The sequence below is a fragment of the Paenisporosarcina sp. TG20 genome (assembly GCF_000286315.1).
In the GTDB taxonomy this organism is placed as follows: domain Bacteria; phylum Bacillota; class Bacilli; order Bacillales_A; family Planococcaceae; genus Paenisporosarcina.
The window spans coordinates 1-12,574 of the sequence record NZ_ALJG01000360.1 but is presented as its reverse complement, the minus strand read 5'-3'; the positions used below and the strand labels follow the sequence as shown (position 1 = coordinate 12,574).

The window sequence follows — 12,574 nt, the reverse complement described above, 5'->3', positions numbered from 1 at the left end:
TGAAGTCTTCTTCAATTCAATTTCCATATTTTCTCTATTCCAACTTGGAACGTGATTTTTCCAACTTGGAGTCCCAAAATTCCAACTTGGCTGTCCATTTTTCCAACTTGGGTACCAAATTTTCCAACTGAGCATTTGCTCAACAGAATTTCCAGTATAAAAGCACCGAACATTATTAATTTACTGGCAAGATAATGCATTTTCTTCATTTTTTGTGGAAATTTCTAAAAAACATTTGAAAAGACACCTTTAATTGTCTTTATAATTTACAAACGTTCCAGAAACCCCAGGCGAAACAGTGTGTAATTATAAAAAACTAGCGATCCTATCCTCAATAATTCAAGGAAAAGATCGCTAGTATTTTGTATACACTGTACTGTATTAGATGTCTTCCATATGGTTAGGCAGAACCAGCGTAGGCGCATTTCAAGTGGTAGCCGAAGCGAGAAGACTGGCAGTGATCTTCTGCCTGGCTACTCGCGGGAGGCATCCACAAAGCGCTGAAGCGGGTATTATAGGGAAAAATTAATCTTGACTATACTGGTAAGACTTTTTCAGTAGCCTCGGAGCTTGGGATGAGGAGGTTCACGGACCACCCGCGGAAAGCGTCCGCATATAACGGAAATCACTAGATTTAAATAGAAGGCTATCTTATTCCTTAAGCTGATACTTAAATCATTAGTAAATGCTTATTAAGACCGGGCACACTATGCCCGGTTTTTCTCAAGTATATATGTTTTAGTAGCACTACAAAAAAGACATCAGCTTTTTTAAAAAATGAAACTCTTGCATTTTTATTGAATTCATCTTATAATGTGATTCGTGTACTTTAAATTTGCGCACTGACTACTTAAAGGGTTAGGATCTCTTTGGACTAACTTTCCCCCGTGGTAGTCGACTTTAAGAAATTCTTGAAATTTCTTAAATTCAATTAAAAGGGGGAAACAAACCATGCAAACAATGGAGACAATAGGGCGTCATGTAATTGCAGAACTTTGGGAATGTGAATTCGACAAATTAAACGATATAAACTTTATCGAGCGTACATTTGTTGAGGCAGCACTTAAATCTGGAGCAGAAGTTCGTGAAGTAGTATTCCACAAATTTGCACCACAAGGTGTAAGTGGAGTTGTAATCATCTCAGAATCACATCTAACTATTCACAGCTTTCCAGAACACGGTTACGCAAGTATCGATGTATATACCTGTGGTGAAATAGATCCTACAATTGCTGCTAAATATATTGCAGATGCTCTTGGATCACAAACTCGTGAAATGACTGAAATTTCTCGTGGTATGGGTCCTGTTACAGTAAAAAAACCACTTGTAACGGCACATGCATAACAACTAAATTGAAATTTGAGTAAGCAGAGGGAGATATTCCTCTGCTTTTTCGATTTTATGTTCTTTTTTTGTTATAATAGGAAGATAAAAAACGAATCGAAGTTCAGGAGATAAAACTATGAGATGTCCAGCTTGTCAATATAATGGAACACGGGTTGTCGATTCTAGACCCGTTGACGACCATAAATCAATTCGCAGAAGAAGAGAATGTGAAGAATGTGGTAATCGTTTTACTACATTTGAAAAAGTTGAAGAAATGCCGCTAATTGTGGTGAAAAAAGATGGATCACGTGAAGAATTTAGTCATGAAAAAATATTGCGAGGGCTTCTTCGAGCTTGTGAGAAACGTCCGATATCACTAGGTGTACTTGAAGAAATTGTATTCTCAATTGAAAAAGATATACGACGTCTAGGCAATTCAGAAGTTAAATCTGAAAATGTTGGTGAAACGGTCATGGATCGTTTGGCGAAGATTGATGAAGTGGCATATGTACGATTCGTTTCAGTTTACCGCCAATTTAAAGATGTCAATGTATTTATAGATGAATTAAAAGAATTATTAAAGAAGAATTCAGTAGACAACAAGTAAGGAACAGGATGGCGATGTTACAATGCAATTTTTATTTAAAGAACTTCAACCAGTAGATAGTTTCATCATCCAAATGCCATATCCGCTTGCTGACACAGATCGTCAACTTGTCACAATGTTGTATAAACCAATTATTGGTTCAGATGCGATGAGCCTATACTATACGTTATGGGCAGAATCTGAAGGCCATATAACTGAACAAATGACACACTATTATTTAATGGATATTTTAAATATGTCACTTAAGAAAATCTTTGATGCACGTGTAGCTCTCGAAGCTATTGGATTGATGAAAACATGGAAAAAAGATTATCAAGATAGACGGATGTTTATTTACGAAGTCATCGCTCCACTAGATGCTTCTTCTTTTTTTAGTGAACCTATTTTAGCTACTTCATTATACAGTGTTATCCATGAGAAAGCATATCTCCGTGTCAGAGAGCGATTTGTAAAAAAACAAGCTTTACAGAGTGAGTACGAAAACGTTTCGAGAGACCTGCAAGATGTTTTTAAAAGCAATCATGACTACACAAAACTAGGGCATATTTTTGATAGTACTCAAATTGATGATCAATCACATCGTCCAGAAAAGTTGCCATTTTATTCAATGAATTTCGATTTTGACTTATTAAAATCAGGATTATCTGAGGTAATGATTCCTTCTAATATACTCACGTTACCTGTTAAAGAGATGATAGCAAAGGTTGCATTTCTTTATTCGCTAAGTCCAATTGACATGCAAAAAGTTTTGATGATGGCTATTGATGATCAAAATCGAATTACTGATGAGCGACTGAAAAAGACGGCTTCCGATTATTACAAACTGTCCATTTCTTCAAAACCACCAAGACTTACTCAAAATTCAGGTCAGCAAAATGAAGTGAATTCTCAAGAAGTTAAAGTTTCTAAGGATCAATTACTAATAAAATACTTAGAAGAGACCCCACCTTTACAAGTGTTAAGAGACTTATCAAACGATAAGGAACCACTACCGGTAGAAGTAGATTTAGCAAACGAACTTATTTTTAAATATGGATTTACCCCAGCTGTTGTGAATGTACTGCTACAATTTGTACTAATTCGCGCTAAAATGAAATTAAATAAAAACTATGTTCATAAAATTGCAGCGCATTGGCAAAGAGAAAATGTTCAAACTGCTGAGCAAGCCATAATTATTTCAAGAAAAGAACATGATCAATATATTGAGTGGCAAAATAAACCAAAAACAGCAGCACCTTATAAGCGTAAAAATACACGTGATGAAAAAGTACCGGAGTGGTTTTACAAAGCAAAAGAAACACGGTCAACAAAACAATCTGTTGAGAATGAAGTAACGGAAGATTGGGAAGTTAAAAAACAGCAGTTACTTGAAAAACTCGGCGTAACAGAGGGGCAGGCGAAAACTAGTGGAACCAATAAGTGAAACATTAAAACGTGTAGTGAATGCATCTGCATTCTCTGAGCGTTATGAAAAAATGAAAAATGAAATTCTTGAAGATACTGGAGTTCAATCATTCTTAGCTGAAAATGCAGATTCTGTTAACAAAGAAGTTGTTGATCGGGGTCTTGTAAAATTATATGAGTATACAACACAAAATCATGATTGTGAAACATGTGAAAACGTCGCAAACTGTCAAAACTTAATGAAAGGTTTTGTTCCTCAATTGACGATGATTCGTGGATTTATTGAGCTTGATTATGCACGTTGTCGACAAAAAATAGTTGAAGACGAGCGCCGAGAAGTGTCTGCAATGATCTCAAGTATGCATATGCCAAAAGACGTACTAAAAGCAAGACTATCAACAGTTATATATGATCACAATACTCGAATTAATCTTGGAACTGCTGCGAATACTTTTATGGAAGAAGTAAAAACAACTGGTAAATTGCCTGCTAAAGGATTTTATATTTATGGAGAGTTTGGAGTAGGGAAATCCTATGTATTAGGTGCACTTGCCAATGAGCTTGCAGAAGAAAAAATCAAAACGGTACTAGTATATGTTCCAGAATTTTTACGCGAAATGAAACATGCAATTCAAGATCAATCCCTTCAAGAGAAAGTCGATTACGTGAAAAAAGCACCTGTACTAATGCTCGATGATTTGGGTGCTGAAACATTGTCAACATGGACTCGCGATGAGATATTAGGGACCGTATTACATTACAGAATGGCAGAGAATTTGCCGACATTTATTACTTCGAACTTCGATTACGATGGATTAGAAGAACATTTAGCTTATTCAAGTAAAGGAGAACGAGAGCTTGTAAAAGCCGCTCGTATTATGGAACGAATACGTTCAATAACTATTCCAATGCGGTTGAGTGGAAAAAATAGGAGAGATGGCTAATACAACAGCATCAATTTTATAGATTAATTTATTTATGACTACCTTGACTAGTATGGTCAGGTAGTTTTTGTTTGAAAAAAATTTTAGTATGTAGAGTAGTTTAAACAGGTCAAAAAATTGTTTTAAATAGAACAACTAACTTGTGATACCATTCAGATCAGGGTTGACATTGAGTATGAAGTGAATAATTTCTATCCTGATGCGATGTTCATGAAATGTGGGGATAATTTCAGTTAAAAAGGTCACCTTAAGAATAGTATTTAGTTACAAAACCAAAAGTAAATGAAATAAAAGATACCAAATAAAAAGCCGGAAATAATAGAAGTTATCACACAACGGACTAAAAATAAACAAAATGCAAGTAAAGTGGTTGACATTCTCAATTATATATTTATAATTGAGATTGAGAATCGTTTTCAATAACGATTTACTACATATCTAAGGGAGAGAAATACATTGAAAAAAGCAATATATTTAGTTTTAGCTTTTGTTTTACTAGTTTTATCTGCATGTGGAAACGGCACAACCACTAACACCACATCGAACAATGAAACAACAAAATCAACAGAAACAACAGAAACAACAGAAACAACAGAAACAACAGATAGCAAAGAGATAAACCTATATACAGCACGTCACTATGATGTTGACGATACACTTTATGCTAAATTTGAAGAAGAAACAGGAATTAAAGTAAATGTTATTAAGGGTGAAGCTGACGAATTACTTGAACGAATTAAACGTGAAGGTGATGCAACAGAAGCTGATTTATTCCTAACGGCTGATGCTGGACGTTTGTTCCGCGCTAAAGATGAAGGGTTACTACAAGCAGTTTCAAGTGATCTATTAGACGAGCAAGTACCAGCTAACTTCCAAGATAAAGATCAAATGTGGTATGGCTTAACAAAACGTGCTCGAGTGATTGTTTATAACAAAGAAAACGTTAAACCAGAAGATTTATCAACTTATGAAGCATTAACTGAAGAAGAATGGAAAGGCCGTGTATTGATTAGAAGTGGAGAAAACGTGTATAATCAATCTTTGTTAGCTTCTTTTATTGAAATTAATGGTGAAGAACAAGCAAAAGAGTGGGCTGCAGGTATAGTATCAAACTTAGCACGTGACCCTGAAGGCGGAGACCGAGATCAAGCGAAAGCAATTGCAGCTGGAATCGGTGACGTTGCAATTATGAATACGTATTACCTTGGTCAAATGTTAAACTCTGAAGATGCTGAGGAAGTAAAAGTTGCTGAAGGATTAGGCGTATTCTTCCCTAACCAAGAAACAACAGGTACACACGTAAACGTAAGTGGTGCAGGAGTTGTAAAAGCATCTAAAAATAAAGACAATGCAATAAAGCTTCTTGAGTTTTTATCTGCTCCTGAATCACAAACAACATTTGCAGAAGCAAACTATGAATATCCAGTAAATGATTCAGTCGAATCTACTGAATTACTTCAATCATGGGGCGAATTTAAAGAACAAAATATATCGTTATCTGCTCTAGGTGATAACAATGCAAAATCAATCTTAATTTTCAATGAAGTCGGTTGGAAATAATTAATTTAAATGCCCTTGGTGCGGATTTTCGTACCAAGGGATTTCTTGCGCTTATTCCCAATTAAGAATTTCCGGAAATCAGTTCAAAAAACATACGCTTGCACCATCTACAGGGTGCAAGCTGTGTTTTGCTATAGATAAGAGGTGTATAGAAACGTGCAAAGAAAATTAGCAAATGTAAATGCGTGGACTGTATCAGCTACAGTCATTATGATTCTATTATTTTTGCCAAACTTAACAATTGTAATGGGTATCTTTACACCAACTAACGAAAATTGGGCACATATGAAAGAATTTGTCCTAGGTTCTTTTATAAAGACGTCTCTTATACTTGTTAGTACAACAGCTACTTTAACCATTATTATAGGTTTAAGCTTAGCTTGGCTTATCGCACAATACCAATTTCCTTTAAGAGGTTTTTTAAAGTGGGCGCTCATACTGCCACTATCCATACCACCATTTATAGGTGCATATACATATCATGGCATTGTTAATTATACCGGTGTCATACAAACCACACTTCGCCGATTGGGTATAGAGGTGAATCACTCATTTTTTGATATCATGAATTTGGGTGGAGCAATTTTCATCTATACTTTGTTTTTATATCCCTATGTATATACGATTACGCGTATTTTCTTATCTCAGCAATCTGCTTCATTAATTGAAAGTGCTCGTATGTTGGGGAAAGGTCCTTGGGGTACATTCTTCCAAGTAGTTATTCCGATTTCAAGGGTTGCCATTATTGGTGGAGCAAGTTTAGTTGTGCTGGAGGTGTTAAATGATTATGGTGTTGTTAAGTATTACGGCATTCAAACATTTACTACGGCAATTTTTCAAACTTGGTTTGGTTTAGGTGATATTGAATCATCAATTAAACTTGCCGCATCACTGATGGGGTTTGTGATTTTAATATTAATGATTGAAAAGCTATTACGAGGAAGACGTCAATATAGCTATTCTACGACCAAAGTTCGACCGCTACCTCTTATTAGTTTAAAGGGATGGAAAGCAAGAATAGCAACGGGTTACGGTTTGACCATATTAAGTTTAGGTTTCTTTATTCCAATAGCTCAACTTGTCGATTGGACAATCTTAACGTTTGGTACAATTCCAATTAGTCAATACTTAAGCTATGTATCAAATTCAATAATGGTTGCAGGATTGAGTGCAACATTTATTATTTTATTCGCTGTAATAGTTGGGAATTTTAGTCGCTTAGTCTATGGGAAAACAGCGAAATTATTGCCTAAACTATCGATTCTCGGTTATTCTATACCCGGAGCGGTCATCGCTGTGGCGGTTGTCACTGCATTTATCGGACTTGATCGATTTTTAGGACCTTTATATCAATTCTTAGGCATTAATACAACCCTTGTGTTAAGCGTAAGTTTAATCATGTTAATTTCCGCTTATATTATAAGATTCTTTGCAATTGGTTATAATGCCATTGAATCTGGATATGATAAAATTGGAACAGATTTTAGGGACGCCTCAAGACTTCTTGGTGTTGGACTTACAAAAACATTTTTCAAAGTGGATTTACCCATGTTGAAAGGTGCCATCATTAGTGGATTTATTTTAGTTTTTATAGATGTTTTAAAAGAAATTCCATTAACATTAATTTTACGACCATTCAACTTTGATACACTTTCGACGAAAGCATTCCAATATGCAAGTGATGAAAAAATTATGGAAGCTTCTCAAGCTTCGTTATTAATTGTTGCTATTAGTGCCTTGGCCATTGTTATTTTCTACAAGTTTCTAGAAAAGGAGCCAAATTAATATGTTTATTTCCATTCAAAATGTTTGTTTTTCGTATCCTAATACAGACTACGCAGCACTTGACCAGTTTTCTATGACTATTGAAAAAGGGGAAGTGATTTCAATATTAGGGCGAAGTGGTAGTGGGAAAAGTACTATTTTACGTCTCCTTGCTGGACTCGAAAAACCAACACAAGGTTCATTGACTATACAAGAAAAAGTGATTTTTGATAATAAGACTTTTTTACAACCTGAAAAAAGAGGAATTGGTATGGTTTTTCAAGATTATGCATTGTTTCCTCATATGACGGTTGGCGAAAATATCCGGTTTGGTTTATTTCAATTAAAAAAAGCACAAAAGAAAAAACGACTTAAAGAAGTTTTGGAATTAGTTGAACTCCAAGATTATGAAAAGCGTTATCCACATCAATTAAGTGGTGGCCAACAACAACGTGTAGCAATTGCTAGAGCAATTGCACCGAATCCACACTTAATATTATTAGATGAACCTTTTAGTAATCTAGATGCAGAACTACAAGTAAAAATCCGTAAAGATTTACGTGAGATTTTAAAAAAAGCAAACATCACGTCCATTTTTGTGACACATGATGAAGATGATGCACATGCATTAGCAGATCGTATCGTTAAACTGAAAGATGGTTGCATAGATGTAATTGGAAGTCCTTGTGATTTGCTTGGAACCCAGCCTCAACCAGCTCCAACAGTTATACCTGTGATGGAACCAAAAGATTTAGTAAGTGTTTAAATTAAAAGTTGCAATTGCTTGCATGCAAGAGTAAAATATCAACATAAGAATAATGAAATGCTATGAAGAGGACAACAAATGTCTGTACGACTTTTTAGAGAGGGAATCCACGGCTGAAAGATTCCTAAGTACGATAGTCTTTTACCACCTCGGAGCAGCAACAGTGAACATTAGAAGTAGCTGTTGACGGTAACGGCCTGTTAGTCGACTCAAAGCTTCATCTTTTTAGTCTTGAACTGAAGAGAAGGAAGAAGGGTGGAACCACGAACTCAAACCTCGTCCCTTTCATAGGACGGGGTTTTTTTGTGTTCATTTTTAAAATCAGAGTTCAAAGCAATTGTAGAAAAATCTATCGGTTCAGGTCTTTCTAAAATGCTTTTGGAACAATAAGAAAAAAGGAGTGTTCAACATGTCAGAAACAATTCAACTAAAGTTTCCAGATGGTGCGGTAAAGGAATTTCAGAAAGGCACAACAATTGAAGATGTAGCAGCATCGATTAGTCCTGGCCTTCGTAAAAAAGCGTTAGCGGGCAAATTAAATAACCAACTGGTAGATTTAAAAGCACCACTTGAGCAAGACGGAGATATAGCAATAGTCACTCCTGGTTCAGATGATGCATTAGAAGTGTTACGACATAGTACAGCACATTTACTAGCTCAAGCTGTAAAACGTATTTATAAAGATGCAAAACTAGGCGTTGGTCCAGTTATTGAAAATGGTTTTTACTATGATATAGACTCGAATGAACCAATTACAAAAGAAGATTTATTAGTAATTGAAAAAGAAATGAAAAAAATTATTAACGAAAACATTAATATTGTACGTCATAATGTGTCTCGTTCTAAAGCGTTTGATAAGTTTAAAGATGATGAATATAAAGTTGAATTATTAGAAGCTATCCCAGAAGATGATCAAGTATCAATTTACGAACAAGGTGAGTTTTTCGACCTTTGTCGTGGTGTACACGTACCTTCAACAGGCAAGCTAAAAGAATTTAAATTACTTAGTGTAGCTGGAGCATATTGGCGTGGAAATAGTGACAATAAGATGTTACAACGTATATATGGAACTGCATTCTTTACAAAGGAAGAACTTGCGGCACATTTGAAGATGCTAGAAGAAGCAAAAGAACGTGATCACCGTAAAATAGGAAAAGAACTTGATTTATTTATGAACTCACAAAAAGTCGGTCAAGGCTTACCAATGTGGTTACCAAAGGGTGCAACTATTCGTCGTATTATCGAACGTTATATAGTCGATAAGGAAGTGAAGATGGGCTACGAACACGTGTATACACCTGTTTTAGGAAGTGTAGAATTATACAAAACAAGCGGACATTGGGATCACTATCAAGAAAATATGTTCCCAGTAATGAGTATGGACAATGAAGACTTAGTTCTTCGTCCCATGAACTGTCCGCACCATATGATGATTTTCAAGAACGGGATTCATTCATATCGTAATTTACCAATGCGAATTGCGGAACTTGGCACTATGCACCGTTATGAAATGTCTGGTGCACTAACTGGTCTTCAACGCGTTCGAGGAATGACGTTAAATGATGCTCACATATTTGTTCGTCCAGACCAAATTAAAGATGAATTCAAAAAGGTTGTTCAATTAATTATTGGTGTATATAAAGACTTTGATTTAAATAACTATACATTCCGTGTTTCTTACCGAGATCCTGAGGATAAAGAAAAGTACTATGACGACGATGATATGTGGAACAAAGCACAATCAATGCTAAAAGAAGCTATGGATGAGCTTGGTTTAGATTATTTCGAAGCTGAAGGTGAAGCTGCATTTTACGGTCCTAAGTTAGATGTGATGGTGAAAACTGCTTTAGGCAAAGAAGAGACATTATCGACTGTTCAATTGGACTTCTTATTACCTGAACGTTTTGATCTATCGTACATCGGTGAAGATGGTAAACAACATCGCCCAGTTGTTATTCATCGTGGAGTTGTTTCAACAATGGAGCGTTTTGTAGCCTTTTTAATTGAGGAGTATAAAGGAGCATTTCCAACTTGGTTAGCCCCTGTTCAAGTTCAAGTGATTCCTGTATCAAATGAAGCACATTTTAACTATGCAAAAGACATTATCGAAAAATTACAAGCAGAAGGATTACGTATCGATATGGATGATCGAGAAGAAAAACTAGGGTATAAAATTCGAGAAGCCCAAATGCAAAAAATTCCGTACATGCTTGTTTTAGGCGATAAGGAGTTAGAAGCTGGTTTTGTCAATGTCCGTAAATATGGACAACAGAATTCAGAAAGTATTTCTTTTGATGAGTTCTTAACACTAATTAAACATGATATTAGTAAATAGTGGTTGACGACTAAAAATTGATATGTTATTATTATCAAGGTTAATGAATACAAAGTTTGTGGTATAAGCAGAGGCTGCCCGCTTCTCACCTGATTGACGCTAACAGTTGTTGACAGGTCGGCACACGATTGAACGTAACGTACAGTTTTGTACTTGCATATATCGGCGGGCGGACATCTTATCCAAATGTCCGCCCGTTTTTTTATTGGTCTGGAACGGCGTAAACGATTTATCCGTACTTCGATAAACGATATGCCCAAACCACGTATTCGCGATACTACTTGGAGGTGGATTACTATTAGCAAAGACATGTATGTGAACGATGGAATTCGCGCTCGAGAACTCCGTATTATCGATCAAAATGGCGATCAATTAGGAGTTAAAACGCGTTTTGAAGCGTTGGAAATAGCCGCTCTTGTTAATTTGGATCTTGTTCTTGTGGCTCCTCAAGCCAAACCGCCAGTTGCTCGTATTATGGACTACGGTAAATTCAAATTTGAGCAACAAAAGAAAGATCGTGAGACTCGTAAAAATCAAAAAATCATCATATTAAAAGAGGTTCGATTGAGCCCAACGATTGATGAACATGATTTTCAAACAAAATTGCGTAATGCAATTAAATTCCTTGAAAAAGGCGACAAAGTCAAAGCATCTATTCGTTTTAAGGGCCGTGCCATCACGCACAAAGAAATAGGTCAACGTGTATTAGATCGCTTTGCAGAAGCTTGTGCCGAAGTTTCGACGGTTGAACAAAGACCTAAGATGGATGGCCGTAGCATGTTCTTGGTTCTTCAACCTAAGAACGAAAAACAGTAAGATTGATGAACAGTTTAGGAGGAATTCGACATGCCAAAAATGAAAACTCACCGCGGCGCAGCTAAGCGTTTTAAAAAGACTGGTTCTGGAAAAATAAGACGTGCAAGTGCTTACCGCAGTCACTTATTCGCTAACAAGTCTACTAAAGCTAAACGTAAGTTACGTAAAGGCGGATTTGTTTCTTCAGGAGATTACAAACGTATCAAATCACTTATCGCTTACATGAAATAATACAACGAAATTAATCAGCAGGAGGTAATGTTATGCCACGCGTAAAAGGCGGAACAGTGACGCGTCAGCGTCGTAAAAAAGTAATTAAATTAGCAAAAGGTTTCTATGGTGCAAAACATATATTATACAAAGTAGCTAACCAACAAGTTATGAAATCAGGTATGTATGCATACCGTGACCGTCGTAACAAAAAACGTAACTTCCGTAGACTATGGATTACACGTATCAATGCAGCAGCTCGTTTGAACGGTCTTTCTTATAGCCGTTTAATGCACGGTTTGAAATTAGCTGGAATAGAAGTTAACCGTAAAATGTTAGCTGAACTAGCAGTATCAGATGCAGCTTCATTCACACAATTAGCAGATTCTGCTAAAAAATCAATGAAAAACTAAATTTGCACATTCAAAAGACTGATGGATTTTCCATCAGTCTTTTTTTAGGAGGACATTATGATTTATAACATTTTCATCGCATTTTTTATTGTCATGTCAATCATTTCTTTTTTCATTATGCGCCATGATAAAGCAGCTGCAAAGGCTAGTAAACCTAGAGTATCAGAACGTACGTTATGGAAACTTGCTGTTTTTGGCGGAGGCTTCGGAGCATATCTAGGTATGATCATTTTTCGCCATAAAACAAAACACATGAACTTTCGTATTGGCTTCACCTTATTAGCCATAGCTCATATAGTTTTAATCATGTGGGCAACTCCATATTTACAAGAATTTTCTTAATTACATAAGTGCCTAGTGTGTCTTGTGGTGCGAGGCAACTGAAAACTTTTTTTTTTAAAACCTGTAAGTGAGTCAATTTCATAATAA

General features: G+C 35.9%; 12 protein-coding genes and 1 other annotated feature. All 12 genes read left to right on the top strand.

What is annotated here, in order from left to right; translation table 11 throughout:
* The first annotated feature begins 960 nt into the window (after positions 1–960).
* The 12 genes from speD (at position 961) to B371_RS0119095 (ending at position 12,487) form a co-directional block, all read left to right on the top strand.
* Entirely contained in the window at positions 961–1,344 is a 384-nt protein-coding gene (gene speD / locus B371_RS0119150; RefSeq protein WP_026023139.1) for an adenosylmethionine decarboxylase, read from the top strand.
* 118 nt (positions 1,345–1,462) lie between these two features.
* A complete protein-coding gene (gene nrdR / locus B371_RS0119145; protein ID WP_019415938.1) occupies positions 1,463–1,933 on the top strand; it encodes a transcriptional regulator NrdR in 471 nt (156 codons plus the stop codon).
* 22 nt (positions 1,934–1,955) lie between these two features.
* Entirely contained in the window at positions 1,956–3,356 is a 1,401-nt protein-coding gene (locus B371_RS0119140) for a replication initiation and membrane attachment family protein (protein WP_019415937.1), read from the top strand.
* Positions 3,340–4,281 carry a primosomal protein DnaI gene (gene dnaI / locus B371_RS0119135; protein WP_019415936.1) on the top strand — a complete coding sequence of 314 codons (942 nt, stop codon included), beginning with the start codon at positions 3,340–3,342 and terminating at the stop codon, positions 4,279–4,281. Before B371_RS0119140 ends, dnaI begins: the two co-directional genes overlap by 17 nt.
* Positions 4,282–4,737: 456 nt before the next feature.
* Positions 4,738–5,841 (top strand): Fe(3+) ABC transporter substrate-binding protein, encoded by a 1,104-nt coding sequence (locus tag B371_RS0119130; RefSeq protein WP_019415935.1) that lies wholly within the window; start codon positions 4,738–4,740, stop codon positions 5,839–5,841.
* 156 nt (positions 5,842–5,997) lie between these two features.
* Positions 5,998–7,626, top strand: a complete 1,629-nt coding sequence (locus B371_RS0119125) for an iron ABC transporter permease (RefSeq protein WP_019415934.1) — start codon at positions 5,998–6,000, stop codon at positions 7,624–7,626.
* Position 7,627: 1 nt separating this feature from the next.
* Complete coding sequence (locus B371_RS0119120; protein ID WP_019415933.1) at positions 7,628–8,371, top strand: ABC transporter ATP-binding protein; 744 nt, start codon at positions 7,628–7,630, stop codon at positions 8,369–8,371.
* A gap of 409 nt (positions 8,372–8,780) precedes the next feature.
* The gene (thrS, locus tag B371_RS0119115; protein ID WP_019415932.1) at positions 8,781–10,706 is read left to right on the top strand and encodes a threonine--tRNA ligase; all 1,926 of its coding nucleotides are present in this window, start codon (positions 8,781–8,783) and stop codon (positions 10,704–10,706) included.
* A gap of 59 nt (positions 10,707–10,765) precedes the next feature.
* Positions 10,766–10,914: a sequence feature (ribosomal protein L20 leader region), on the top strand.
* A 101-nt stretch (positions 10,915–11,015) separates the two neighbouring features.
* Entirely contained in the window at positions 11,016–11,522 is a 507-nt protein-coding gene (infC, locus tag B371_RS0119110; RefSeq protein WP_019415931.1) for a translation initiation factor IF-3, read from the top strand.
* A gap of 30 nt (positions 11,523–11,552) precedes the next feature.
* On the top strand, positions 11,553–11,753 hold the full coding sequence (gene rpmI, locus B371_RS0119105) for a 50S ribosomal protein L35 (protein WP_019415930.1): 201 nt from the start codon (positions 11,553–11,555) through the stop codon (positions 11,751–11,753).
* 32 nt (positions 11,754–11,785) lie between these two features.
* A complete protein-coding gene (rplT, locus tag B371_RS0119100; protein ID WP_019415929.1) occupies positions 11,786–12,145 on the top strand; it encodes a 50S ribosomal protein L20 in 360 nt (119 codons plus the stop codon).
* A gap of 57 nt (positions 12,146–12,202) precedes the next feature.
* Positions 12,203–12,487 carry a DUF1294 domain-containing protein gene (locus B371_RS0119095; protein ID WP_019415928.1) on the top strand — a complete coding sequence of 95 codons (285 nt, stop codon included), beginning with the start codon at positions 12,203–12,205 and terminating at the stop codon, positions 12,485–12,487.
* Positions 12,488–12,574: the final 87 nt, after the last annotated feature.

What these genes read in the sequence shown, in the direction of transcription:
- speD (WP_026023139.1), top strand. Translation starts at nt 961, where the DNA reads ATGGAGACAATAGGGCGTCATGTAATTGCAGAACTTTGGGAATGTGAA.
- nrdR (WP_019415938.1), top strand. Translation starts at nt 1,463, where the DNA reads ATGAGATGTCCAGCTTGTCAATATAATGGAACACGGGTTGTCGATTCT.
- B371_RS0119140 (WP_019415937.1), top strand. Translation starts at nt 1,956, where the DNA reads ATGCAATTTTTATTTAAAGAACTTCAACCAGTAGATAGTTTCATCATC.
- B371_RS0119120 (WP_019415933.1), top strand. Translation starts at nt 7,628, where the DNA reads ATGTTTATTTCCATTCAAAATGTTTGTTTTTCGTATCCTAATACAGAC.
- thrS (WP_019415932.1), top strand. Translation starts at nt 8,781, where the DNA reads ATGTCAGAAACAATTCAACTAAAGTTTCCAGATGGTGCGGTAAAGGAA.
- infC (WP_019415931.1), top strand. Translation starts at nt 11,016, where the DNA reads ATGTATGTGAACGATGGAATTCGCGCTCGAGAACTCCGTATTATCGAT.
- rpmI (WP_019415930.1), top strand. Translation starts at nt 11,553, where the DNA reads ATGCCAAAAATGAAAACTCACCGCGGCGCAGCTAAGCGTTTTAAAAAG.
- rplT (WP_019415929.1), top strand. Translation starts at nt 11,786, where the DNA reads ATGCCACGCGTAAAAGGCGGAACAGTGACGCGTCAGCGTCGTAAAAAA.
- B371_RS0119095 (WP_019415928.1), top strand. Translation starts at nt 12,203, where the DNA reads ATGATTTATAACATTTTCATCGCATTTTTTATTGTCATGTCAATCATT.